The sequence below is a fragment of the Sorlinia euscelidii genome, from assembly GCF_036452135.1.
Classification (GTDB): domain Bacteria; phylum Pseudomonadota; class Alphaproteobacteria; order Acetobacterales; family Acetobacteraceae; genus Sorlinia; species Sorlinia euscelidii.
In genome coordinates this window covers 410,573-437,157 of record NZ_JAWJZZ010000003.1, presented here as the reverse complement: position 1 = coordinate 437,157, position 26,585 = coordinate 410,573, and the positions used below count along the sequence as shown (strand labels likewise).

The following is a 26,585-nucleotide window of genomic DNA, read 5'->3' as shown; positions in this document are numbered from 1 at the left end:
AAACAATTTGGTCTCTGTTTCGCCGCGTGGCGAACACGACAGTCATGATCGGAAACGCTTTGAAACAGCGCTGTCGAACGATCTGTTTTATGCATGACTCATATCCGATTTTCAAAGTGCGGAATCTGTCAAGCTCACCCGGGGCGCATTTTATTTAAAAATTTGATTCATATCATTATCTTTATTTTGATTAATTTCCGTGGCAGATGTGTCCTCTGCCGATTCCGGTATCGATTCTCCTCCCCATTCCGCTCAAACGTCCCGAAGGGGCATTTCGATGGTTACCTTTGCAGATCTCGAACTTGCGCTACCGATACAACGCGCCTTGCAGGATATGGGATACGTCACCCCGACCCCGATTCAGGAGCGGGCGATCCCTTATCTGCTGGAAGGGCGTGACCTTCTGGGCCTTGCACAGACGGGCACAGGCAAGACGGCCGCCTTTGCGTTACCGATTCTGGACCACATAAGCCGCCACCCCAGGGCGACGACACCCCGCTGCCCCCGCGCGCTGATCCTGGCGCCAACGCGGGAGCTCGCTTCCCAGATCAACGATAATATCCGGTCATACGCCAAGCATATGAGGCTGAGCCACGCCGTCATTTTCGGCGGCGTTGGTCAGGGCCGACAGGTGGAAGCGATGCGATCGGGCGTCGATATTCTGACTGCGGCACCGGGGCGACTGCTTGATCTCATCGGGCAGCGATATATCGACCTTTCTCAACTGGAAGTCCTCGTCCTGGATGAGGCGGACCGCATGCTTGATATGGGCTTCGTCCATGACATCAAGCGCATCATGGCGCTTTTGCCGCCCAAGCGTCAGACATTGCTGTTTTCAGCGACGATGCCCAATGCCATCTCGGACCTTGCGCAATCTCTGCTGAATAACCCGGCGACCGTCACCGTGACGCCGCCTTCCAGCACCGTTGAGCGGATTCAGCAGGTCGTCCTCTTTGTCGATTCGGAAAATAAGAAGCCGCTCACTTTGGAGCTCGTGGCGAGTGAAAAGGTGAAATCGGCGATTATCTTCACGCTGATGAAACATGAGGCAAACAAGGTCGCTGAATTCCTCACCAAAAACGGTGTCGCGGCGGAAGCGATACATGGCAATAAGTCGCAGGGCGCGCGGGAGCGGGCCATGTCTGGCTTCCGATCCGGTCGGGTCAAGGTGCTCGTCGCGACGGATATCGCCTCTCGCGGCATTGATGTCGATGATGTGAGTCACGTCATCAATTACGACCTGCCCAATGTTGCGGAAAGCTACGTGCATCGCATCGGGCGCACGGCGCGTGCGGGTCGCGATGGTTGCGCCATTGCCCTTTGCGATGCGGAACAGCGCGCGTGGCTGCATGATATTGAAAAGCTGATCGGCAAATCACTGACGATCATTGATCAGCATCGTTTCCACTCCGAGACGGCCCGATTATCCCGCATGAAACCGCCCGTTCTGGGCGGGGGCGGTCGGCATGGCGGTCGCCGTGGCAATCAGAATGGACGCGGCCCGGCACGCGGACACGCCGCGCCACATGCGGCACGGCCGGGAGGGCGGCGTATGTCCCACCGTGCGCCGGGTGGTTATGGGCGTCCAGGCGCCTTCAAGGACTGACAAGGCGACGTTTTACTCTGCCTGAAATCGTGTGGCTTCTTCTTCGTCCGACCCAGTGAATTTACCGTGCTTAAAAATGGCGCTGGAGTCGGCTTAGGGTTACCGTTCTGCATGACGCTGTGTAAAAACTGTGATGCAGCAGACGGGAGTTGATGCATGATTGATCTCTATTTCTGGCCCACACCGAACGGTTTCAAAATTCTGATGTTTCTGGAGGAGGTAGGTCTTCCTTATCGCATCATACCCGTCGATATTTCGTCGGGCGCGCAATTTGACCCGGCTTTCCTGAAGATTTCGCCGAACAACAAAATGCCCGCGATCATCGACCACGCGCCCGCTGACGGGGGCGCGGCGATCAGCGTGTTTGAGTCGGGTGCCATTCTCCACTATCTCGCGGAAAAAACGGGGCAGTTTCTGTCACGCACCGCGCGGGTCAGGCTGGAGACAATGGAATGGCTTTTCTGGCAAATGGCAGGTTTCGGGCCGATGTTGGGGCAGAATCACCATTTCTCCCTCTATGCGCCTGAGAAAATTCCTTACGCCATCAAGCGTTATCAGGATGAGACGTCACGACTTTACGGCGTGCTCGATCGGCGCCTGGCGTCGAACGGGGGCTGGCTTGCCGGAACGGAATACTCCATCGCGGATATGGCCGCTTTTCCTTGGACGAAAACCTGGAAGGCGCAATCCATCGATCTTGATCAATTTCCCCATGTGGCGAAATGGCGCGATGCGATCATCGCCCGCCCGGCAACCCAGCGCGCCTATACGCATGATAAGTGACGTCATCGCGCCCTTTGGCGGGTGGGATTGGTGTCACCAGGCAGTGAAGCCACCATCAACGTTGACGACCGCGCCCGTCATGAGGCTGGCCGCGTCGGAGGCGAGGAAGCTGACAACGCTCCCGATTTCCTCCGGCTGTCCAACACGCCCCATCGGTGTATCGGCGATCCATGAATCGTAGAGTTCGGGTTTTTCCATACCGAACCGCGTCAGCTCGGTTTCAATATAGGTTGGCGCGATGACATTGGCGCGGATATTGTATTTTGCCCATTCCGCGGCGATCGACTTGACGTAATGATGCACCCCGGCCTTGGACGCATTATAAGCACATTGACCCTGCGGGCGATTGACGATCTGCCCCGACATGGAGCCGATCGCGATGATAACGCCGGAATTTTGCGCGATCATGACTTTGCCCACAGTCTGACAGGTGCGATACACGCCGTTGAGGTTGATATCAATCTGCTTAAGCCATTGATCCTCTGACATGTCCTCAGCATGAACTTCGGAAATGCAGATGCCGGCGCTGGCGACGAGGATGTCAATGCGCCCCTCAATCGACATGATGTCATTGACACAGGCGCGCACGGAATTGAAGGACGTGACATCGAGCTTGACGCAGCGTGCATCAAATGATTTCTGCCGAAGCCCTTCAGCGGCTTTGCGGCCGTGATCAAGATTGATATCGCCGAGAATGACACGAGCCCCCATTTCGGCCAGCGCCGTCGCACTGGCGAGACCGATATTTTGAGCGCCGCCCGTGATCAGCGCCACTTTGCCATCAAGACGATATTTTTCAGCGTACATGACTTCTCCTTCTCAGCCGATGCGCGGAGGGCCTGACCTCATCATCGGACCTCCCGTTAAATGCGGTTGCATGACGTCAGAACGGCGCCATGAGGTTGCGGAAATTCTCCTGCCCGGCATAGATTCGTTTAAAGATCACATATTTTGCGTCATGAAACGCCTTGGAACGGGGATCAGGATCAATCACGGTGCCATGCTGACTCATGGCCGCCATGGCTTCCGGGAAGCTCTTGAAACGATCCGCCGCCATAGCGCCCAATATGGCGGAACCCAGCAAAACGGAATCCGGTTCCTTCGGCAGGATGATACGGCAGTTTGTGGCATTGGCGTGCTCCCGCAGGAAAATCGGATTTTTCGTGCCGCCCCCTGTCGCGATGATCGTGTCAATCGCATAGCCTCTTGCATTGAGCGCCTCAATGATATCCCGCGTGCCATAAGCCAGCCCCTGAATTGTCGCGAGATAAAGTGCGGCCAGGTCACGCAATTCGGCGGAGAGTGAGAGGCCGAGCACCGCGCCGCGACTCTCCGGATTGGCGTGGGGTGCGCGATTACCATTATAATCGGGCAGGACATGCAGCCGCCGCGTCAGGCGCATCTCACCCTCGCGCGCCTCAATCTCCCGGATGCAGCCATTCAGCGCTTCGTAGATATTGATCTTCTCCTGCGCCGCCTTTTCCTCGAGAGCAGGGAAGGCGGCGTGGGTTTTGATGTTGAAGTCGATCAAGGCCCCGGCGGCCGATTGACCCGCCTCCGTCAACCACATTCCGGGGACCATGGCCTGGTAATATGGCCCCCAGACGCCGTCAATAAAGCGCGCCTCCGGAGAGACAGCCATGTGGCAATTGGAAGTCCCCGCGATCAGCGCGACACGCTGATTGATCACATTGTCGAAATCGCACTCTTCATCCGCGATGCCCAGCAGACCGATCCCGCCCGCATGGCCATCAATGATCGAAACCCCGACTTTCGTGCCTTCCTGTAACCCGAGTTCAGAAGCCGCCTGCGTCGTGAGACCATCTCCGACACATTGCCCGATGGGCAATATCGTTTGCCCGATACGTTGGAAATTTTCCTCCACGAGGTCGGCGAGGCCGATCTTCTCAAAATAAGAGGCGCTCCAACGCTTCTCATGCGCAAGATAGGTCCATTTACACGTAACGGAACAGGAAGAACGCGCATCCGAGCCTGTTGCCCGCCATGTCAGGAAATCAGGCAGGTCGAAGAAATATCCGGCCTCACGATAAATATGTGGAAGGTGCCGTTTGATCCATAGAAGTTTCGGCGTCTCCATTTCGGGGGATATGACGCCACCAACGTAGCGGAGAACATCATCCCCCATCGCGTTGATTTCAGCCGTTTCCTTGAGGGCACGGTGATCTGCCCAGAGAATGACGTCCTGCCCTGCAGCGCCTTGCGGATCAATGGAGAGACTTTCACCGTTTCTGTCTCGCACAACCATTGAGCATGTTGCATCAAACCCGATACCGCAGACCTGTAACGTGGGATCTGTGATTTTGCCCATGGCCTCACGGACAGATTGGCAGACGGCCTGCCAGATATCCTCCGATGATTGTTGGATAAAGTCAGGTTGCGGGCGCCATGACTGTGTTTCAATAACAGCGGAAGCAAGCTTCGCGCCGGAGAGGTCAAATATACCTGCGCGGGCGCTTCCCGTCCCTACATCGATACCGATAACAACGTCCATGACACGCCTTATTTACAATTTGTAAGGGGCATGATGCGAAGGAAACGGAAAATTCGCAATATCCAGAACGCAATTTTTGTGCAAGATCACAGATCAAATGAAAAGGGGCCGCCGAAGCAGCCCCTTTTTGCCCGTCTGATCGCCATCAAACGATGCGTCAGAACTCCAAACCGATCTGGCCGAACACATTGCGGCCCAGCATGAGATAGCCATATTGGAAGACATTTGTGTTCGTCCCGGCACTGACGACGAAAGGCGGTTTCTTGTCGAACAGATTATTCACGCCCACAGTGAAATTCCACTGATTCAGATGGTAGGAAGCCGTCAAATCATGTGAGAAGATCCCCGGTGTCGAATGGCGACCCCCTGTCTGCGCGGTGATGTCATTTGTCTGATCGTTCCAGACCATGCCACCCACATATTGCATCATATACGTGAGGCTGAAATCCTTGTGACGCCATGTCAGCGTTGCGTAATCCCGCACGCGCGGTTGTCCGCTGTCATTGTTATAAAGGAGACGACCTGTGTAATTGAACCACGGTCCGCCGTTATTCCATTGCCGCTCATAGCTCACGAGGCCCTGAAAATTATTGCTGAGCAACAGGCGATCGTGGCGCGTCAGACGAATAGCGTAATCGAGATCGAAATCGATACCACCTGTGCGCAAGCTACCATTATTACCCCAAAGCGCCTGCACAGCCTGGATCTGACCCGTGCTCGCATTCCGCTGCACGTCAGCGCAGTAACCGGCAGAATTCTGCGCGTAGCACTGATCAAGGATATATTGAGTCCCTAACTGGGAGATCATGTTCTTGACTGTATAGTGCCAATACTCGACGGAAACCATCAGATTGGGGATCTGCCGCGGTGTCAGGACTGTGCCAAAAGTATAGGTGCGGCCAACCTCAGGTTGCACCTGGGGGTTGCCACCCTGCAGCGTCTGAACCTGACCATTTCCCACCTGCTGGAAATTCGGCGAGAGACCGGCGCGCGCGCAGGCGGCCGCGACATTACCCGAATTGGCACCGTAGGAACCAACTTGGGCGCAAGGGTCAAAAGCCTGCTCGTAACTCACGGCCTGCCCACCATAGAGATTCCAGACGGAAGGCTGACGGAAGGACGTGCCCAGCGTGCCGCGGAAACGAATGTCGCGTGAGGGCGACCAGTTGATCCCGACCTTCCAGTTCTTCGTCGTGCCGAAAGTGTTGTAGGAGGAGAATCTTCCCTGACCGTCAATGGTCAGATCCTTGGCGTAATCAGCATCTTTCAGGAGCTGTAACTTGCCTTCCAGATAACCTTCGCTGACATTGAACCCGCCCTGCGTCGCCGACTGCACATTCGTCGCGGCCTGACCGCTCGAGATATATTGGTCAGGACGATAAGAAAGGGACTCATCGCGATGCTCCATCCCGAAGGCGATGCCGAGGCTGCCACCATTTTTCCAGGGCATTTTGACGACGTCATTTTTATGCACGCGGAAGTTAAGGTCGTGGAAGGTGTAACTCGTATTGGTGACGGTTGTGAGATTGGAGTAACGCGCTGACCCCGGGGAAAGCGGCCCGAAAATATTGGAGAATGAGCATCCTGCCGACGCCATGCAGACAGAGGGGTCATAGATCAACGACGTGTTCGGGTCGCCTGGATTGGCAGCTCGCAAACCCCACACATTCAGCAGGCTGGCGTAATTGCCCGCATTGATCATCTGCGCGCGCTCGTCATTCTGCCCCCAGGTTTCGGAGACATCATACATCCATTTATCGAAAGCTTCGCCTTTGGCACCCCACTGGGCCGTGACCGTGTCGGTCGCATATTCGTTGCGACGCGGTCCCCATTCAGCAATGCGCTTATAGGCTGTCACATCCTGGCCAAACGTATTTCCGGGGTAATTGGCCGGCACCGTGACGTTCGACGCGTAGGGACTTGGCGGGATAGAACCCAGAATAGGCTCCGGCGCGAGGAAGGAATTACTCGTGCGATGGCTGTATAAGACGTTTGAATAAAGGGTGAAATGCTTGTTGAAATCGTAATGCGCATCACCTGAAAGAGACGCATTCTGAAAACTGCTCGTCAAAGACGAAAGGCGGTTGAAATTGTAATTATCCTTCGACGTGTAAGGCTGGAAGCTCTGTCCGCCATTTGTCGTTGTGAAAGAGTTGCCATCCGCCGTCTGGAACTGCCCATTCGGCGTCAGAGAGGACCCGAAGCTCGGTGTGCCGGAGACAGGGTTGTTCATCTGCGGATTTCTGGCCCAGTCACGATTGCGCGCCATAATGCCCGTCTGGGTCAGATACTGGCCGAAAAGGGTGATGTTTCCCTTACCGTGATCGAAGTTCCAGCCTTTAAACGCGGAAAGGCGCCCCACCGGCGCGTCGCCATACTGACTGATGCCACCGTAAATATCGATGCTGCCATAGCCGACATCGTGACGCATTTTAATGTTGATAACGCCTGAGACGGCATCCGCGCCATAAAGCTCTGAGCCACCATCCTTCAGGATTTCAACACTTTTGACTTGTTCAAGCGGAATGCTGTTGAGGTCAACGCAATTTGAATTACCGTTCACGGTGGTGCGTTTGCCGTCAATCAGGACCAGGACGCGCGTCAGGCCGAGATTGCGCAGGTCGGTGCAGGAGACGCCGCCACCCCCATTGGGGTTGTTATTTCCCGATGCTGAAGAGCCGACAGAGGGGAGTCGGGAGAAGAAATCAGACAAATTTGTCGCGCCTGTTTTCTCAATCTGTGCCGCGGTGACCACCTGAACAGGATTGGGGTCCACGTTTTTACCAGCACCCAGCATGGAGCCCGTCACGGTAATGCTTTCCGCCTGGGAAGCATTGAAAGATTGCGGCGCGGACAGCACGCGTTTGGCTTTGGCGGCACGGACCTCAGCCCCGGGCACCGCTGCGCGCGTTGAGGGCGCGATTTTATGCTGTTGCTTTTGCCCGGCGCGCACTGTGACTTTTTTGTGCGCATGAGGCGCATTTATCGTGTCAGCCACGATCGGGGATGGTAACGCCATCAAAACGGTCGTGCCCAAAAAAAGGGCCGCGTAAAGATGACTTCCGGGGGATACGGCCATTGATCGCTCTACGTTCAGGTTGAAGGGATATGCCGGAAATCTTGCATGACGTTTACGGGACGTGCAACGGGTCAAGCGCGATTTCGTAACTGACTGTAACGAAATTGTTCACCTGTGGTTAATCTACAACAGGTGGGCATATGTCCTTTAGAACTCAAGTAAAAGTGAGCAAAATAACCACGGGCAAATGGAAACATTTACAAATTACAAATGTGATATCGTTTAATATCCAGATACACCAGCCGCAACAATAAAACATGCCGGAATATCGGCTCGGATTTACCGTAAAATCGCTTTAGACACCAATAAGTTATGTCAAAAACGTAAGAAATGAGATCATTCCATCAGCTCTCAAGGTGGCGCACATGGGCGCGGTGGTCCCGGCATGAGATTTACATGTTGAGGAGCCGATGTTAAAAAATCTTATAATCTGACGATGATGCAGTGATCACTTTCCCGCGTGCGCGGGTCAGGCCGAGGGGGGCGATTTTGACGTTCAGGGGTTTCACGGCAAGGTGACGGATCGAGGCCGCGCTTTAACAGGTCTGGCCGGTGTCATCATTCTCGCCATGACATCGGAGTTGAATGATCAGGTCTCTTCCGTCGCGGCACCGGATATTTTCGGCGCGCTCGGCATCAGTCATGATCAAGGCACCTGGTTCATCAGTTTTTTTCATACTGCCCAGATTATCGGGATGGGCCTGTCACAATGGCTTGCCCTGACCTTCACCCTGCGACGTTTTGCGTTTTTCATCGCTGCGATGTCCGTCGGTGCAGCTTCCCTTATCCCGCTGACGGTTAATCTCCATGTTATCCTGACACTTCGTATTATTGAGGGGCTCGCGGCAGGTTTTGCGATCCCGATGCTGATCACGGTCGCCCTGAGAGTCTTATCACCACATATAAGGTTATATGGCTTGGCGGCCTATGCCCTCACGGCGACATGTTTCCCTAACCTGAGTACGGCGCTCGCCGGACTTTGGACGGATTTCGTCGATTGGCGCTTCGTCTTCTGGCAGGCGATACCTTTAGGCGCGATCGCCACAGCGTTACTCTGGGTCGGGATGCCGGTCGATAAGCCGCGTTACGAGCGTTTCAAGTTATTTGACTGGCGCGGTACCGGCTTGCTGATCGCCGGGATGGGCGCGTTCTCAACGATGTTGGAGCAAGGTGACCGCCTCGACTGGTTCAATCACCCTGGCATCTGGTTTCTCAGCATCATCAGCCTTATCTGCCTTCCGCTCTTCATTATAAATGAGTGGTTTCACCCCGTGCCGCTCATGCGGTTTCAACTTCTCCACGCGCGGAATTTTCTTTACGGCAACGTCATGCTGTTTGCCTTCATCCTGACAAACGCGTCATCCAGCGCCATTCCATCTTCCTTTCTGACATCGGTTGCGGGTTACCGGCCAGAGCAGATTTATCCCCTGACGCTTCTCATCGCGATGATGCAGTTTGCGCTGCTCCCCATCCTCGCCATGGTCCTGAACCTCCGCCATGTCGATTCCCGTGTTGTGACGATGTGCGGGCTTGTGCTGATGCTTGGTGCCTGTGTCGGAAGCAGCTTCGTCACCTCAAGCTGGAACCGTGATAATTTCTATCTCTGGCAATTTATGCAGGGCCTCGCCGCACCCATGATCGTGCTGCCCCTTCTGATGATGTCGACCAATTCGCTCAAACCGTCGGACGGCCCGTTTGCCTCGCCGTTGGTCAACGCGCCGCGCGCCATTGCGGAGTCAATGGGGATCTGGCTCGCGCAGCTTACTTATCGCTGGCGCGGCCATCTCCATTCAGATCGTTTGACGGATCAGCTGGGCGTGGAGAGGTTCAGGCTTTTTCAGGGCCAGAACCCGGTGTCGCAGCGCCCGCCACCCCTTTTGCCGGACGGCGCCGCGCGCTCACCGGACGCGCTGATCACTTTCAAGGCGCAATTGGCAAAACAGACGGCTGTTCTGACGATATCCGACTTTTACATGGTGATGGGTGGCATTGTGGTCGCGATGACCATGTGGGTGCTGATCGTGCCACAACGCACCTACCCGCCACGCATTATTTTTGGAGAGAAGTAAGCAGGTTTCATGGCTGATGAAGATCAAAAACCGATCCCATATTTGCCATTTGTCATGGCAGGCACGGTTGTTTTCGTATTTCTGCTAATCGTCATCTGGATTGTCTTCTTTCCGAGTGGTCGTGTCTGGACAAATGATGCTTATGTTACGGCGCATTACACGACAATTGCCCCCCGGATATCGGGGCAGGTCCAGGCAGTGCGCGTCGATGATAACCAGATGGTCAAGCGCGGGCAGGTGCTTGTGCAGCTTGACCCACGGGATTACGAGACGGCGCTTGCCGAGGCACAGGCGCGGCTGGCACAGGACAAGGCGCTTGTCCTCGACACAGAAGCCACGGTGAACCGTCATCCTGCCATCGTGACCGAGCGTCAGGCCAATGTGCGTCGCCTCAAAGCCCAGTTGCAATTCGCCCGACTCAATGCGCGCCGTTTCAAGAACCTGGCAGCGACGGGCGCGGGCTCTCGGCAGGAAGGGCAGGCGACGGCCGCGCAACTCCAACAATTGCGCGCGCAGATTGAAGGCGCGGAAGCCGCTGTCAAGGCGGAGGAGGAACAGACACGCGTTCTAACGGCCCGGCATGAGGCCGCGCTGAAAACATTGCAACAGGATGCGGCGCGTGTTCATCAGGCGGAACTCAACCTTTTTTACACGAAAATCATCGCGCCTTTTGACGGAATGGTGGGTGAAAAAACCGTTCAGAACGGAAATTTTGTGGGTCCGGGCGCGGCTTTAATGGCGTTGGTGCCGATGAATGCTCTTTGGGTGCGCGCCAACTACCGGGAAATTGCCCTGCGACATGTCCAGCCGGGCCAGAAAGCTCGTATCCACGTGGATGCCTATAATATCGACCTCGATGGCGTCGTCGACAGCGTCCCACCGGCTTCAGGCGCCGCTTTCGCGCCACTTGCGCCAGAGAACGCGACAGGCAACTTCACGAAAATCGTGCAGCGCCTGCCGGTTAAAATTGTCATCTCGCCTGATCAACCTCTCGCAAATCTGCTGCGCATGGGGTTCTCTGTCGAAACGACGATTTACACCGGCAATGCTGATATAGTAGGGCGTCAGGCCAAAACATCTGAGGCGATTACGGATAAATGAGCGCCCACCGCCCCTATTTTTTCAATGCGCGCCTGAAGCTGATTGCAGGTTTTTTCTGTCTCACATCATGCGCGGTCGGGCCTGACTTCAAGTCGCCGGAGATGCATGCACCGGCGCGATACGGGCAGCAGAAAGCGGCGGATCAGACATATGCTGCCGCGGTTGATACGCGTTGGTGGCGGGCTTTCCGTGACCCGGAATTGAACAGCCTCGTCTCACGACTCGCCCGCCAGAATCTTGACCTCAAACAGGGGCTTGCCCGTATCGATCAGGCTGGCGCGCGCGTGCGCATCGCACGGTCCCAGGGGCTGCCCAACCTGGACTGGACCGGCTCCTATAGTTACGTGCATCAGAGCAAATCCGGCTTTGTGTCACTCGTGACGCGACGACCTGACGCGCCGACCGATTATAATTTTTTCCAGAATACGCTCGGCGCCTCCTGGGATCTCGATCTGTTCGGTCGTGTGCGCCGCATGACGGAGGCGCAGCGCGCCAGTCAACTTGCCGCGACGGAGCGACGCCACGCCCTGGCGCTGAGTGTCGTTGCAAGATTATCGGATACTTACATGCAGCTTCGCGGCGTGCAGGATGTGCTGCGCGTCACACGCGCCACCCGCGACATCGCGAAATCCAATCTCAAACTGGTCGGGGACCGTTATCGGGAGGGCGCCAACACCACCGCTGACCTGGCACGGGCGCGGGGTGAGGTCACGGCCATTGACGCGATGATCCCGCCCCTGCAGAACAGTGAGACCCAGCTCATCAATGCGATTGGGCTTCTGCTGGCCGAACCGCCGGAAGCCCTCGCGGTGGAGTTGCGTCAACCTGACATGCAGCCAGCGGCGCCCCCTACCGTGCCAACCGGCCTGCCGTCAGCCCTGGCGCATCGCCGACCGGATATTAGGGAGGCGGAGGCCCAGCTCCATGCCGCGACGGCTGAAATCGGCGCAGCGAAGGCGTCATTTTACCCTGATATCATCCTGAATGGACAAGTGGGCACCCAGACACTCAGCGCGCAGCAATTTTTTTCAATGCCGGCGCGGCAATTCACGACGGGGCCTTCTCTGGTCCTGCCGATTTTCGAAGGGGGACGCCTCTCCGGCAATCTGCGCCTGACGAAAGCCGCGCAGAAACAGGCGGCGCTGCAATATCGGCAGACCGTGCTGACGGCCTGGAATGAGGTCGACAATGCACTTTCCGCTTATCAACAATTTAAAACCCGTCACGCCGTCGTGGCCGAGACGTTGCGGGAAGCCCGTAAGACGCTTTCCGCGACGCGGCAGCAATATCGCGAGGGCGCAACAGATTATCTCGACGTCAATAGCGCCCTGCGCGACGTCCTTGCGGGAGAAGCCGCCTTCGCGGAGAGCCGCACGGAAATCAATGTGGCGCTCGTCGCGCTCTACAAGGCTCTTGGCGGCGGGTGGGACTATGCTGACGGCGCCAATGGCCACACCGTCACACCGATGTCGGAGTAATATTTCGGCGCGCATTCCGCTCGTCTCATTGCGCAAAAGCTTCATGCGGACTATGTCCTCATTTTTCTGAACTTTCATTAATCGCGGATCGGTTCATGTCCTCTTCATCACCCCTCAGCATTCGACGCGCCCTTATCTCTGTTTCTGACAAGACAGGGCTCCTGGAACTCGCCCAGGCGCTGACGCGGGAAAATGTGGAAATCCTTTCGACGGGCGGGTCCGCGGAGGCTTTGCGCAAGGCGGGTATCGCGGTCAAAGATGTTTCCGATCACACCGGCTTCCCCGAAATTCTGGATGGCCGCGTCAAGACGCTTCTGCCCCAGATTCATGGCGGCATTCTCGGCCGGCGCGATGATGCACGGCATGTCGCCCAAATGGCAGAACATCAGATTGCACCGATTGATCTCGTCTGCGTCAATCTTTACCCTTTCGCCGCAACAGTGCGTGCGGGCGCTTCGCCGGAAGATTGCATCGAAAATATCGATATTGGCGGGCCTGCCCTCATTCGCGCGTCCGCTAAAAATCACGCTCATGTGGCCGTTCTGACGGACCCAACGCAATATCAGGCCCTGATTGACGCCCTGGCTTCCGGTGGGGCGACGATGGCGCAGCGCCGTCATTGGGCCCAGGCCGCCTATGCGCACACGGCGTCTTACGACGCCATGATCGCCGATTGGTTTGCGGGGCGGGAGGGCACACGCTTCCCGGAGACACTGACCATCACTGCCTCGTTGCAGGAAAGCCTGCGTTACGGGGAAAATCCGCACCAGCAGGCCGCGTTTTACACCACGTCAGAAGAACGCAATGGGGTTGCCACGGCCGAACAGCTTCAGGGCAAAGCGCTGAGCTATAATAATCTGAATGATACGGATGCGGCTTTCGAGGCGGTGAGTGAGTTTGATGGCCCCGCCGTCGTGATTGTTAAACATGCCAATCCCTGCGGCGTCGCCATGGCCGAAACCCTCTCCGAAGCCTGGGACCTGGCATTGCGCTGCGACCCGGTTTCAGCCTTTGGCGGAATTGTTGCCGTCAACCGCCCCTTGGATGCCACCACGGCTGAGAAGATCGCGCGCATTTTCACGGAAGTGATCGTTGCACCTGATGCCGATGCGGCGGCGCGCGAAATCCTGCGTGCCAAAAAAAATCTGCGCCTCCTCATAACGGGCGGCATGGCCGCGCCTGAGGCGCAGAACCGTGTCATCAAATCCGTCGCGGGCGGGTATCTCGTGCAGGATCGCGATGCGGGCCGCGTAACGCTCGATCAACTCAAAGTTGTGACGCGCAGAAAACCGACGGAGGCGGAACTTCAGGATCTTCTCTTCGCCTTCAGAGTTGCCAAATATGTCAAGTCAAACGCCATCGTTTTCGCGAAAGACGGTGCGACAGTGGGGGTTGGGGCAGGGCAGATGTCACGCCTGGACTCGGCACGTATTGCAGGCCGGAAAAGTCAGGACGCGGCATCCCTGAGTGGTGCCGAAGCGGCGTTGACCGTCGGATCCGTGGCCGCCTCTGATGCGTTCGTCCCATTCGCCGATGGGTTGGAGGCGATTATTGAGGCCGGTGCCGTCGCCGTCATTCAGCCGGGCGGCTCTATCCGGGATGATGAAGTGATTGCTGCGGCAGACAAAGCGGGGATCGCGATGGTGCTGACCGGCATGCGTCATTTCAGGCACTGAAATCATTTAATATCAACGTGATCGTGATGGGAATATGGGCAGGGACACGCAAATCGGTGCACGCATCATCAGCAGCTTAGCGGTTCTGTCGCTGCTGAGTGTAATGCCTGCCGCCCGGGCAGCGCCTGCACCTACGTCGCCATCCTGTCTATTTGATATCAGCGTCCTCCCGACCGTCACGGCCCGAATCAAGGCTGTTTACCCCGATATTTCCGGCGGGGCGGGTAATATCATTCTCACGGATGGCCGGGAGGTTATTCTTCCTGGTGGATCCGATATTCTCGGTGTTTCACTGACGCCGGGGCAGAATATAACTGTCAAAGGTCTCATTTCCGAAAAATACAAAATGATCTCCGCCTTCGCCGTGTCGACGGGCGAACTCTGGGTCTGTGCTTCAGGGCACATGCCCGCTTTGGCCCTCACGCAAAGCCAGCATCGTGACGGGCGTATAGTGCGCCTCCTCCATTCGGGACAGGGCGATGTCGGGGGTGTCGTGCTGGATAGTGGCGTCACAATCCGCTTTCCGCCCCAATTTCTCGGTGGCAATAAATTGCGTGTCGGCGACACACTGAGTATCTCTGGCCGCGGCTTTAATGCGCGGTCCGGGCCACTTCTCATCGCTGAAAAAATTGGGGAAAAAGGCGCGATCCTTTATCAGATCGAAACTGAGTCATCCGTGCCATCCGGCGCACCGCCGGGCTCAACCGGATATGACCGGATTGAGAGCGACGAAATCGACCATCTTCTTCCCTGAGGCAAGGCCTCGACGGCGCCGCGCCTGTTACGCTTTGGACAGCCAGATCGCCTCAGCGAGGCTTGCCGCAATGGGCAGAAGGGGGCTGAGCGTGCATTGGAAGGCGTGGTAAAGATCCGCCTTTCCCGGGTAAATAATGCCCGATGCCACCCCTTCCGCATCAACTTCGTTGAACCAGCTCCCATGCTTGGGGTCAATCATCGTCAGATCGACATAGTCCCAAAGTTTCTGATACCATTCGCGATAATATTCATGGCCTGTCCGGCGGTAAAGAATGTCTGCCGCAACGATCGTTTCCGCCTGCACCCAATGCGCGCGTGAGGTGACACAGGGGCGACGCTCCCAGTCGATTGTATAGACGATGCCGCCTTTTCCCTCATGGCACCACCCTTTCTCCACCGCGCTACGGAAAAGACCCTCCGCGTCAGGACACATCCATGTGGGCGCGCGGCCCAACCTGGCTATCGCATGGGCTTCGGCCTTAAGCGTCAGATGCGCCCATTCCGCAAAATGGCCCGGTGTCAGCCCGTAAGGTCGCAGCGGGTCGGTTTTATGCGCGATATTATAGTCAGGCAGGAGATTCCAGTCGGCGTCAAAATGCTCGGCCATGCAATATTCATGCTGGCGCGAAAGGTGATGCACGAAACGCTCAAGAATGCGCATAGCGCGTTGCAGCCATTTCATGTCGCCTGTTGCGGCGGAGAGGGCAAGCATGGCCTCCGTCGTGTGCATGTTGGCGTTGGCCCCGCGATAATCCTCCCGGTCCTGCCAATCCGCGGAGAAGCTTTCATACACGACGCCTTCCGCTTCGCTCCAGAAATGCGTCTCCAGCACGTGTGACGCAGCGTTCAGCAAAACGTCTCCGCCTTCAATGCGCGCTTCCTTACAAGTCGCGCCAGCGAGGGCGATGAAGGCGTGGTAATAAGCCTGTTTCCGGCCCGATATATCGGCGCGATTCTCTTGCCATCCGCCATGTTCGGGATCATTAAGGCGGTGCAGAAGGCAGTCTACACCATGCGCGCTCATGGCATGACTTCCCGGAATGCCGAGAAGCGCACCAAGCGCGAAACTATGCGTCATGCGTGCGGTCAGTATACCATCCGCTTCGGCTTTGCGCGGCTTTTCTCCCATGCCGTCCAATGCGCAGAATCCGTCCGCGACGCGCGCATTTTTGGAAAAATCCAGCAGGCGCTGCCCCTGGTTAAGAAGCCAGAGGCGATGCGCTTCCGTCGCGATTTGCATTCAAGTCAGTCCTGCTACCGGCATCAGGCCTCATGTGACGGATGCGTCACGGATTCAACAGCGACTTTGAAAGGCAGTTCCCCTGTCATTTTTTTCATTTAGGCGAAAAAAAACGGGTCGGCTGATGCGCGACCCGTTTCAAATTATCGTGGTGAGAGCCGCTTTTTAAAGATCGCTGGCATCCACGATGCGCGTATGGCCCTTGCGGGGCGCGAAACGTTTTTTGCGCAGCGCATATTCAATATCCTCCAGCGACGCACCGGAGAGCTCCGGCACAAAGCGGAACACAAAGAGCACGGTCAGAACATTCACCGCCGCGTAGACCCACATCGCGCCGCCCAATGTGACAAGCTGGACGAGTGTCAGCGCTGTGATGGTCACGAGAAGGTCCGCACCCCACAATGTTGCCGCAAACAGGCTTGTCGCCTGGCCGCGCATACAGAGGGGGAACATCTCCGCACCCGTCAACCAGCCGCAGATCTGAATCCCGATCGAATTGCTGGCCATGAAGCTGAGCAGAAAGAAAATCACAAGCCACGCCCCGACACTGCCTTCAGCCGGATGCATGGAGAAGACAACACCAAGCCCGATCATGCTTAACACGGAAATCGGCCCCGTAATCAACATGAGGCGACGCCGACCAATCTTGTCAACCGTGAGACAACCGAGGAATGTCATGATGCAATATGTGATGGCCACACCCAGTGAGGCCAGCAGGGCGGAGTTTTTACCGAACCCGGCATCGTGCAGAAATGTCGGCGCATAATAAATCATCATTTCCAGCCCGCCCACCTGCGTGAAGAAGGCGACACCCAAAGCCGCAATCACGGCGGGGCGCACCCAGGGCTGAGCCAGGCCGCGCCAGCCTTTATCAAGCGGGTCCGTGCTTTCAGCAATTTCATGCATTTCTCGGATTTCGCGCAAAATGGCCTTTTTTGACGTGCGGATGCGGCTTAATTCAGCAATCGCCGATTTGAGGCCCTCATTTTCAGCTGTCCAGCGTGGACTGCGCGGCAGGAAGAGCAGACACAGAAACACGAAACCTGCCGGGATCGCCGCGAGTCCGATCATCGGGCGCCAACCCCAGGCATCGCGGGCGGCGAAACCGATAATGTTGGCAAGCAGGATACCAATGCCAATCGCGACGTTGAACATCGTCACAAGATTGCCCCGCCGCCCCGCTGGTGCGAGTTCCGAAATGTACATGGGCACAACCTGCGTCGACCCGCCGACCGCGAGACCGAGAAAGACACGGAAGATAATCAGCTGCGTGACGCTCTGCGCGAAACTGCAGGCAATGGCACCCAACACAAAAACGGCACTGACAATGGTTGCGGTAAAACGACGCCCATATTTTTCAGACATGGACCCGGCCAGAAGGGCGCCCACCACCGCGCCAATCAGGATGGACGACGCCACCAGCTCCTGCATGCCGCTATTCAGATGGAAATCGGAGGTGATGAGAAGCAGCGCGCCGGAGATAATGCCCGTGTCGTAACCGTAGAGACCCCCACAAATCGCCGCGACAAAGGCCGTCAGGCCCAGCATGATCTTTGCGCTTGATGAGATCTCAACATGATGCACCGCTGCTTCAGCGGCTTTCAGTGCTTCTTCCGGCGTAAGATTTTGATATTCCTGCGTTTCGGCATTGTCTTCATTCATGGGCATCGTGGCGCGGCATCCCTCTGCAGTTATCAATCCGACATATCATAACCTGAAAATTTGTTTAAAAGCAAAAATGATGGTTGCGACCCTCATGAAACAAGAAAAGATAATCGGAAATCCGTTATTCAAAAAGCGCAGGAAAATAAAAAAAACGGAAACGGAATGATAATGAGAAATGTTTCATTAGAGGGACCAGATCGCACCTGAAGACTTGCGAAAACGCCCTGAGGACGCCACATTTATCATTGAAATCCGGCATCGCCGCTGGCGGGATGTCGGGCTCAAACCATGCTGCCGCTTGAGGGGCAAAGGAGAAGATCATGAATATCGAAAAACTGACGGAAAGATGTCGCGGGTTTCTTCAGGCGGCGCAGACGATTGCGTTGCGGGAATATCATCAGCAACTCACAACGGAACATCTCCTCAAAGCCATGCTGGATGACCCGGAGGGCGCGGCATCCGGGCTGATCCGCGCTGCAGGCGGCGACCCGGCAAAAGCGCTGGCTGGCATTGATGAAGTCATCGCAAAATTTCCCAAAGTGCAGGGTGAGGGGGCCGGCCAGCCCCAATTAACGCCGGACCTCGCACGCGTGATTGACCAGGCGGAACAAGATGCGCAGCGCGCTGGCGACAGTTTTGTGGCGCAGGATCGCCTTCTTGTCGCAATCGCCAAATCCGCCTCACCTTCAGCGAAGGTTCTGAAAGCCGCCAATGTCACAGCGGCAGCGTTGGAAGCCGCGGTGGCGCGGCTGCGCAACGGCCGTGTCGTGGATGGCGCCAATGCAGAGGCCGGGTTCGACGCGCTGAAAAAATATGCGCGCGACGTCACCGCGGTGGCGCAATCCGGCAAGCTTGACCCGGTGATTGGCCGGGATGAGGAAATACGCCGCACCATTCAGGTTCTGGCGCGCCGCACGAAAAACAACCCGGTTCTGATCGGAGAGCCCGGCGTCGGTAAAACGGCGATCGTGGAGGGGCTTGCACTCCGAATTGTCAATGGAGATGTGCCAGAAGCTTTGAGGAATAAAAAACTCCTCTCCCTCGATATGGGCGCCCTTGTCGCGGGCGCGAAATATCGCGGCGAGTTTGAAGAGCGCCTGAAAGCCGTCTTAAAGGAGATTGAAAGCGCCGAGGGGCAGGTCATTCTCTTCATTGATGAAATGCACACGCTGGTCGGCGCGGGTCGCTCAGACGGCGCGATGGACGCCTCGAACCTGATCAAGCCTGAACTGGCGCGCGGCGTACTGCATTGTATCGGCGCGACGACATTGGATGAATATCGAAAATATATCGAGAAAGACGCGGCCCTGGCCCGACGCTTCCAACCTGTCTTCGTGGGGGAACCTTCCGTCGCGGATACGATATCAATTCTACGCGGTATAAAAGAGAAATATGAGCTGCATCACGGTGTGCGCATCACGGATAATGCGCTCGTCGCGGCGGCCACCCTCTCCAACCGTTACATCACGGATCGCTTTCTACCTGATAAGGCGATCGACCTTGTTGATGAGGCGGCGAGCCGCTTGCGAATGCAGATTGACAGTAAGCCGGAAGCATTGGACGAACTTGATCGCCGCATCATCCAGCTCAAAATCGAGCGTGAGGCGATCCGGAAGGAAGATGACAATGCCAGCCGGGAGCGCCTCGAAAAGCTGGAGCTTGAACTCGCTGACCTTCAGGAGCAGTCGGACCAGCTCAGCGCGACCTGGCACGCCGAAAAAGACCGCGTCAATCAGGTGCAGAAACTGCAGGAGCAACTGGACCAGGCACGTTCAGAAATTGAAGTGGCGCAACGCAAGGGGGATCTCGGTCGCGCCTCCGAATTGATGTATGCCGTCATTCCGGGGCTTGAGCAGCAGATCAACAAGGCCCGGGAGGAAAATGAATCCGCTTCAGCGCAGAGCGGTATGGTAAGTGAGGCTGTGACCGATCAGGGCATTGCTTCCGTCGTCTCACGTTGGACGGGAGTGCCGGTTGATAGAATGCTGGAAGGGGAGCGTGCGAAACTCCTCCGTATGGAAGATGCGCTGCGCCGCCGCGTCGTCGGGCAGGAGCCCGCGTTAAAAGCCGTCGCCAATGCCGTACGCCGTGCCCGCGCCGGTTTGCAGGACCCGCATCGCCCGATTGGGTCCTTCCTTTTCCTCGGCCCGACCGGTGTTGGCAAAACGGAACTGACGAAGGCGCTGGCGGAATTCCTCTTTGATGATGATCGCGCCATGTTCCGCATCGATATGAGCGAATATATGGAGAAGCACGCCGTCGCCCGACTGGTTGGCGCGCCCCCCGGCTATGTCGGTTATGAGGAAGGCGGCACCTTGACGGAGGCGGTGCGGCGTCGCCCTTATCAGGTGATCCTTTTCGATGAGGTGGAAAAAGCGCATGAGGATGTTTTCAATATCCTTCTTCAGGTCCTTGATGATGGCCGCCTGACGGATGGGCAGGGGCGCGTTGTTGATTTCCGCAATACGATTATCGTCCTGACCTCCAATCTCGGTTCCGACATCCTGGCAAAGCAGGATGAGGGCGAGGCGCCTGACCTTGTCGAAGCCCAGGTGATGGCGGTTGTACGCAATCATTTCCGGCCGGAATTTCTGAACCGTCTTGATGAGATTGTGCTTTTCGCCCGGCTGCAACGCGCGGATATGCGTCAGATCGTCGACATCCAGCTCTCACGCCTGCGGCAATTACTGGCAGAGCGTCATGTGTCGCTTGAGCTCTCCGAGGCAGCGATGGAATGGCTCGCGGATGCGGGTTATGACCCGATTTACGGCGCGCGCCCTCTTAAGCGCGTGATACAGCGCACCTTGCAGAATACGCTTGCCGGGCTTTTGCTTGAGGGGCGCATTGCAGATGGGGAAACTGTGCAGGTTGACGCTGACGGGAAGGGCCTGACCATTGCGGGAGAGTCGGCTTCCGCGTTGTAAAAGCCGGGTCGGAAGATTTTGGCGGCCGCGATGTGAGAGGTCGCGGCCGTCCGGGCGGCGCGGCTGCATGAAGATTTCACGATCATCTCTTTTCATTGCCGTCTGAATTTCGACAATTCTCTTCACAAACGGGGTCAGAATCGTTTATGAGGACGCGTCAACGGTGGGGAGCCGCTGGCTTCCCGGGAATTGATGCGGGAGAGTCAGCTATTATGGATAATAAATCGTCGAGATCGGGGCACGACAAACTCGCCGGCCGCATCCGTGAGGCCCTCGCTTTTGACGATGTGCTGATCGAGCCCGCCGAATCCAATGTCCTCCCCGCCCAGACGTCCACCCGCACCAAGCTGACGCCGGAAATTGAGCTGCAAATTCCGTTACTTTCCTCCGCCATGGATACAGTGACGGAAGATCTTATGGCCATCGCGATGGCGCAGCAGGGCGGGATGGGCGTCATCCATAAAAATCTCAGCAATGAAGACCATGCAGAGCATGTCCGCCGCGTCAAGCGCTTTGAGTCCGGGATGGTCGTCAATCCGGTCACTGTCTGCCCGGAGCAGACCCTGGCAGATGTGCTCGCCATCACAAAACGTCATGGCATTAGCGGCCTGCCCGTGGTGCAGGAAAAAACGGGGAAGCTGGTCGGTATCCTGACCAACCGGGATATGCGCTTTACCTCCGACCCGACCACACCGGTCAAAAACATGATGACCCATAAAAACCTTGTCACGGTGCGTCATGGAACCGATGCGGCGACAGCGCGGGAGCTCCTCCATCAACATCGTATCGAAAAATTGCTTGTGGTGGATGATCACGATCGCTGCATCGGGCTGATCACGGTCAAGGATATGGATAAGTCGGAGGCCCACCCGCTCGCGATCAAGGACGGAATGGGCCGCCTGCGCTGCGCGGCCGCGATTGGCGTCGGCGATGACGGACTGAAGCGCGCCGCCGCGTTGATCGAGGCCGGCGTTGATGTCATAGTCGTGGATACGGCGCATGGCCATTCCGCTGGCGTGCTGCATACTGTGGCCGCCTTGCGAGACCGCTATCCTGACGTGCAGATTATCGGTGGCAATGTCGCAACCCCGGAAGCCGCCATGGCCCTGGCCAAAGCCGGTGCGAAATGCGTCAAAATCGGGATCGGTCCCGGCTCCATCTGCACCACGCGCGTGGTAGCGGGTGTCGGCGTGCCGCAATTCTCCGCCGTGATGGAAACCGCCTTGGCCTGCCATGAAAGCGGGATTTCCGCCATCGCGGATGGTGGCGTCCGCACCTCGGGCGATATCGTCAAGGCGATCGGCGCCGGGGCAGATGCCGTTATGGTGGGCTCCCTCCTCGCGGGATGTGAGGAGAGCCCCGGTGAGGTCTTCCTCTATCAGGGACGGTCTTATAAAAGTTATCGCGGCATGGGCTCGCTGGGCGCGATGGCGCGTGGTTCGGCTGATCGCTATTTCCAGCAGGAAGTCAAGGACGCGTTGAAGCTCGTGCCGGAAGGGATAGAGGGGCAGGTGCCTTATAAGGGGGGTATGGCCGCCGTTGTGCATCAGCTTGTTGGTGGTTTGCGGGCCGGTATGGGTTACACAGGTGCCGCGACAATCGCCGACTTGCAGAAAAATACCAAATTCCGGCGGATCACCAATGCCGGCTTGCGGGAAAGCCACGTCCATGACGTCAAGATCACCCGTGAAGCGCCGAACTATCGCCAGGATTAAGAAAAAAGGTTAGGGGTAGCGTCATGACCCCTAAAGCACGTTTATCTTCTGCCATTGATCTCCTCTGCGCGATCGAAAATCATCCACGCCGCCCGGCTGACGCCACAGCCAACCAGTTCTTCCGAGACCGACGCTTTATTGGTGGCGGTGACCGGCGCGCAATCTCCGCGATTGTTTGGGACGTCCTGCGCAAGTGGAAGCGCCTGCATTGGCACCTGGCCCCCATTGATGGCGGCGCGTCCCCCCGTCTCCTCTGCGCCGCCTCGCTGATTTTCTCCGGTGAGGCGGTGGCGGATGTGGCGCGTCTTTTCGATGGGGATCGCTTCGCGCAATCCCCCTTATCCACACGGGAGGCGCGAGGGCTGGAGGCCCTGGCCGGGCGCACATTGGACGATGACGCCATGCCGCAGGATGTGCGGCTGGAATACCCGAAATTCCTGGAAGCCACCTTGGTCGCGCGTTTCGGTGACCGGCTGGAAGAAGAGATGCGCGCCATGGATGCGCCCGCACCGCTTGACCTTCGGGTGAACCTCCTGAAATCTGATCGGGCTTCCGCCAAGAAAAACCTGGCGGATGAGCAGATTCACGTTACCGAAACGCCTTTATCCCCTTGGGGCCTACGCGCCCCGTCGCGCCTGTCCGTTACTGCGACAGCCGCCTTCAAGGACGGTCTGGTCGAAATCCATGATGAGGGCAGCCAGCTTATCGCGGCCTGTGTTGATCCGCAGCCGGGGGAAAGGATCGTTGATTTCTGTGCAGGGGCGGGCGGCAAGACGCTGGCCCTCGCCATGCTCATGGAAAATCGTGGACATATCACCGCCTGCGATGTTTCCTCACCGCGATTGGAAGGTGCCGTCAAGAGGCTGAGGCGGGCCGGCGTCCATAATGTTGAGCGTCATGTTTTCACATCCGGTGATAAATGGGTCAAAAGGCGGGAAGGTCGTTTTGACCGCGTGCTGGTGGACGCGCCATGCTCCGGCTCCGGCACCTGGCGGCGTAATCCCGATGCGCGGATTCACCTGTCGGAAAATGACATTGAGGAACTCGTTGCCAAGCAGGCGCAGATCCTCGACACAGCCGCGCGGCTCGTCCGTCCGGGCGGGCGCCTTGTTTACGCCACATGCTCCCTTCTACCGGCGGAAAATGAGGATCAGATTGCTGCATTTTGTCAGCGCCATGAATCCTTCTCATTGATCGCGCCGGAAGCTACGCACCTTCCGCCCGTTCTGCGCGGAGAGACGCAATTCAGCCTGACGCCCGCGGCAAACCATACGGACGGTTTTTTCGCCGCGACTCTGGTAAGAAAAGACGCGTAAGCGCGCGGCGGGCCGAACGGCCTATGCTGTAATGACAGATTTTTACGTTTAAAATCAGACTCTTGACGCTATTAGCGTGTCATTGAAGGACGGTAGAATTCATGGCCACTGCGATTCTGATAGGATTATGCCTGACACTCGGCGCCGGTGTCGCGGCCCAGTGGGTGGCGTGGCGCTTCAAATTACCCGCCATTGTCATACTTTTCTGCCTCGGATTGGCTTTCGGGCCGGGACTGGGCGTGTTGCATCCATCAGAATCGCTGGGCTGGCTCTTCCGACCCCTTGTCTCGTCTCTGGTCGCCATTATCGTTTTCGAAGGGGGCCTGCTCCTCGATTTCCGCCAGTTGCAGAAGGCGGGTGACGGCGTTAAGCGTTTGATCTTCCTCGCCCTGCCGCTCAGTTGGGGGCTTGGCTGGGCTGCTGCCTACGAAGTCGGAAAGATGGATTGGGAGGTGGCCGCCCTTTTCGGCGCGATCATCACCGTGACGGGCCCCACCGTCGTGTTGCCGCTTTTGCGCCTCAACAAGCTCAGCACGCGGGTCGCCGCTTTCCTCAGATGGGAGGCGATCATCAATGACCCGATCGGCGCCATCCTCGCCGCCGTTGTGCTGCAAATCGTCGTTGCGCCCGTGCCGATCGGGACGCAGGGCTTTCTGCGCCTGACCCTCCCGGACCTGCTGGCCTCCTCCGCCCTTTCCGTCGCGGCGGGTATCCTGCCCGCCTATGGCGTGCGCGCGCTTTTTGTGCGGGACCTGATGCCGGAGACACTCAAAACCCCGCTCCTCCTGACATTGGCATTGCTGATCTTTGCGCTGTGCACGACTTTCATGGAAGGTGCCGGGCTGATTGGCGCAACCGTTTTCGGCATGGCGTTGACCAATCTGCATGTGCCAGGCATGGCGCAATTGCGGCGGGTCAAGGAGGCGCTTGTCTCACTCGTCGTTGCCGTGCTGTTCATCCTCATGACGGCTGATCTTCAACGGGACGTGCTGACGCGCCTGTCATTCTCCATCGTTGCGCTGATGCTGACGGTTCTGTTTGTCGTGCGGCCCGTCGCCATCCTGCTTTCAACCATTCGCTCCGACCTGACCTGGCAGGAACGCCTCTTTGTCGCGTGGATCGCGCCACGCGGCATCGTCGCCGCCGCGGTGGCTGGCGCGGCGGGGCTACGTATCGCGGATTCCGGTTACAGCAGCGCGGATGTCATTATGCCCGCCATTTTTGCGATCATCGGCGGCACGATGATCTTCCACGGGTTTTCATTGCGCCCGCTGGCGCGTGTGCTGGGCCTGACATTATCCAATGAGCCTGTCCTCATGCTGGTCGGTGCTTCACCCTGGGTGAGCAACCTCGCCGCCACCGTGCATCGGGAGAAACTTCCCGTCCTTCTTGTCGATTATCGCTCAACCGCCCTGATGCCCGCTGCAAGGAATGGCGTGCCCACCTTGCGGGCTGAGGTATTATCGCCCTTCGGGCAGGAGGCCTTGGAAGAGCGGCCCGGTGATTATCTAATCGCCGCCACGCCGGATGCGATTTATAACGGTTTGATATGCGCCCACCTCGCCCCCGATATGGGGCGTCAGCGTGTTTTCCAGATCAGTCCGGGCGTGTCGCGTATGGATTTTCATCACGGACTCTCCCGCGATGCGCGGGGCCGCCTGATGGGTGAACCGTCGTGGAATTACAGTCTTTTCGAAACGCTTTACAAAAAGAATTGGCGCTTCAGATGTTTCATTGTGGATGAGGCCCTTTTGCCTTCCATCGGGGTGAATACAGAGCGACTGGACCTTTTTTACGTCAAGAAGGGCGTGTCGATCACCATTTACTCGACAGAAGACGGCCCGAAGCTGAAACCGGGAACGGGCGATCTGCTTTTCAGTTTTGTCCCGCAAAATATATTGAGCGCTGAAGAAATCCTGGACCCGCCATCCACGTCGGAGGAAATGCGGGGAGGGAGCGGCGCGCAGGATGAGGGCGCGTCATCTTGACGGGTGGACGATAATACCCCTCGGATACAAACTGAGGAAATGACGCAGATCACGTGGTGAGAGGGCGATGCACCCAGCTGTCACGCCGCTCTGCGGCTTTTGATGCAGAAAAATGGCTGAGCCCTGTCCGGGCCTTGGCGGGTCGTCATTCCAACCCAGCACGGCCACGATGTCATAAGCATGGTCATCCCGCATAAGCGTCTCATGGCGCGCCGTGTGGGGCCGCTGGATGAGGCGGTTATAAGTTAAGCTTCCGGGATCGTCACTCCAGCCATCTTCCGGCCTGATGGCGCGGCAGGGCAGATCTGTCTCCGGGGGGTGGACCCGATCCGCACGGTAAAATACGCGCCGCAGAGGCAGAATGCCCACTGGAGTCGCGAGATCACCCTCGCTTTTGCAGTCCGTCAAACCATTTTCCCCAATGGAAGCCGGAAAAACATGCCCCCTATGGAAGAGGCGCGACCGGCAATACCGAGTCCGTAAATGCGCGTAATTGTCGTGAAAAAATCGAAAACTTTGTCGCGTCGTCACTTTTTATCCTCATCTGCAATGTGCTTGATAGGACATGAACAGGATGTAACATGAGGAGAATATTAAACTTCCTAGTCAAATCTCATTATTGAAGTTAACATAAGGTGCAAGGTGGCGCTGATCATTTTGTTTTGCCACCTGAAAAG

The 26,585-nt window shown here is 57.2% G+C and carries 17 protein-coding genes; 11 read left to right on the top strand and 6 right to left on the bottom strand.

Features of this window, described 5'->3' with window-relative positions; genetic code table 11:
• Window positions 1–277 precede the first annotated feature (277 nt).
• On the top strand, window positions 278–1,606 hold the full coding sequence (locus CGLAMM_RS07730) for a DEAD/DEAH box helicase (RefSeq protein ID WP_394819861.1): 1,329 nt from the start codon (window positions 278–280) through the stop codon (window positions 1,604–1,606).
• A 156-nt stretch (window positions 1,607–1,762) separates the two neighbouring features.
• Entirely contained in the window at window positions 1,763–2,389 is a 627-nt protein-coding gene (locus CGLAMM_RS07725; protein ID WP_394819860.1) for a glutathione binding-like protein, read from the top strand.
• A 33-nt stretch (window positions 2,390–2,422) separates the two neighbouring features.
• Here the strand turns inward: CGLAMM_RS07725 and CGLAMM_RS07720 are convergent, their stop codons facing one another.
• The 3 genes from CGLAMM_RS07720 to CGLAMM_RS07710 all read right to left on the bottom strand — a co-directional run bounded on the left by CGLAMM_RS07720 (window position 2,423) and on the right by CGLAMM_RS07710 (window position 7,980).
• Window positions 2,423–3,196 (bottom strand): SDR family NAD(P)-dependent oxidoreductase, encoded by a 774-nt coding sequence (locus CGLAMM_RS07720; RefSeq protein WP_394819859.1) that lies wholly within the window; start codon window positions 3,194–3,196, stop codon window positions 2,423–2,425.
• A 76-nt stretch (window positions 3,197–3,272) separates the two neighbouring features.
• Window positions 3,273–4,901: an FGGY-family carbohydrate kinase gene (locus CGLAMM_RS07715; RefSeq protein ID WP_394819858.1), complete on the bottom strand. Its 1,629-nt coding sequence runs from the start codon at window positions 4,899–4,901 to the stop codon at window positions 3,273–3,275.
• Window positions 4,902–5,058: 157 nt separating this feature from the next.
• Entirely contained in the window at window positions 5,059–7,980 is a 2,922-nt protein-coding gene (locus CGLAMM_RS07710; RefSeq protein WP_394819857.1) for a TonB-dependent receptor domain-containing protein, read from the bottom strand.
• Between the two features lie 515 nt (window positions 7,981–8,495).
• On the opposite strand from CGLAMM_RS07710, the gene CGLAMM_RS07705 reads away from it, so the two are divergent.
• The 5 genes from CGLAMM_RS07705 to CGLAMM_RS07685 all read left to right on the top strand — a co-directional run bounded on the left by CGLAMM_RS07705 (window position 8,496) and on the right by CGLAMM_RS07685 (window position 15,058).
• Window positions 8,496–10,049, top strand: a complete 1,554-nt coding sequence (locus CGLAMM_RS07705) for an MFS transporter (protein WP_394819856.1) — start codon at window positions 8,496–8,498, stop codon at window positions 10,047–10,049.
• A gap of 9 nt (window positions 10,050–10,058) precedes the next feature.
• Window positions 10,059–11,150: an HlyD family secretion protein gene (locus CGLAMM_RS07700; RefSeq protein ID WP_394819855.1), complete on the top strand. Its 1,092-nt coding sequence runs from the start codon at window positions 10,059–10,061 to the stop codon at window positions 11,148–11,150.
• On the top strand, window positions 11,147–12,628 hold the full coding sequence (locus CGLAMM_RS07695) for an efflux transporter outer membrane subunit (RefSeq protein WP_394819854.1): 1,482 nt from the start codon (window positions 11,147–11,149) through the stop codon (window positions 12,626–12,628). The genes CGLAMM_RS07700 and CGLAMM_RS07695 overlap by 4 nt, the downstream gene beginning before the upstream one ends.
• Before the next feature lie 95 nt (window positions 12,629–12,723).
• Window positions 12,724–14,304 carry a bifunctional phosphoribosylaminoimidazolecarboxamide formyltransferase/IMP cyclohydrolase gene (gene purH / locus CGLAMM_RS07690; protein ID WP_394819853.1) on the top strand — a complete coding sequence of 527 codons (1,581 nt, stop codon included), beginning with the start codon at window positions 12,724–12,726 and terminating at the stop codon, window positions 14,302–14,304.
• A 34-nt stretch (window positions 14,305–14,338) separates the two neighbouring features.
• Entirely contained in the window at window positions 14,339–15,058 is a 720-nt protein-coding gene (locus CGLAMM_RS07685; protein ID WP_394819852.1) for a hypothetical protein, read from the top strand.
• Window positions 15,059–15,085: 27 nt separating this feature from the next.
• Here the strand turns inward: CGLAMM_RS07685 and CGLAMM_RS07680 are convergent, their stop codons facing one another.
• Window positions 15,086–16,300 (bottom strand): AGE family epimerase/isomerase, encoded by a 1,215-nt coding sequence (locus CGLAMM_RS07680; protein WP_394819851.1) that lies wholly within the window; start codon window positions 16,298–16,300, stop codon window positions 15,086–15,088.
• 165 nt (window positions 16,301–16,465) lie between these two features.
• The gene (locus CGLAMM_RS07675; RefSeq protein ID WP_394820102.1) at window positions 16,466–17,962 is read right to left on the bottom strand and encodes a sugar porter family MFS transporter; all 1,497 of its coding nucleotides are present in this window, start codon (window positions 17,960–17,962) and stop codon (window positions 16,466–16,468) included.
• Window positions 17,963–18,285: 323 nt separating this feature from the next.
• Between CGLAMM_RS07675 and clpB the strand changes: the two genes are divergently transcribed.
• From clpB to CGLAMM_RS07655, 4 genes are all read left to right on the top strand, one after another.
• Window positions 18,286–20,889 (top strand): ATP-dependent chaperone ClpB, encoded by a 2,604-nt coding sequence (gene clpB / locus CGLAMM_RS07670; RefSeq protein ID WP_394819850.1) that lies wholly within the window; start codon window positions 18,286–18,288, stop codon window positions 20,887–20,889.
• A 212-nt stretch (window positions 20,890–21,101) separates the two neighbouring features.
• On the top strand, window positions 21,102–22,604 hold the full coding sequence (gene guaB, locus CGLAMM_RS07665) for an IMP dehydrogenase (protein ID WP_418115533.1): 1,503 nt from the start codon (window positions 21,102–21,104) through the stop codon (window positions 22,602–22,604).
• A 23-nt stretch (window positions 22,605–22,627) separates the two neighbouring features.
• Window positions 22,628–23,920: an RsmB/NOP family class I SAM-dependent RNA methyltransferase gene (locus tag CGLAMM_RS07660; protein ID WP_418115532.1), complete on the top strand. Its 1,293-nt coding sequence runs from the start codon at window positions 22,628–22,630 to the stop codon at window positions 23,918–23,920.
• 101 nt (window positions 23,921–24,021) lie between these two features.
• A complete protein-coding gene (locus CGLAMM_RS07655) occupies window positions 24,022–25,908 on the top strand; it encodes a cation:proton antiporter (RefSeq protein ID WP_394819849.1) in 1,887 nt (628 codons plus the stop codon).
• On the opposite strand, the gene CGLAMM_RS07650 is transcribed toward CGLAMM_RS07655, so the two are convergent.
• The gene (locus CGLAMM_RS07650) at window positions 25,900–26,439 is read right to left on the bottom strand and encodes a L,D-transpeptidase family protein (protein ID WP_394819848.1); all 540 of its coding nucleotides are present in this window, start codon (window positions 26,437–26,439) and stop codon (window positions 25,900–25,902) included. The genes CGLAMM_RS07655 and CGLAMM_RS07650 overlap by 9 nt on opposite strands.
• Window positions 26,440–26,585 lie beyond the last annotated feature (146 nt).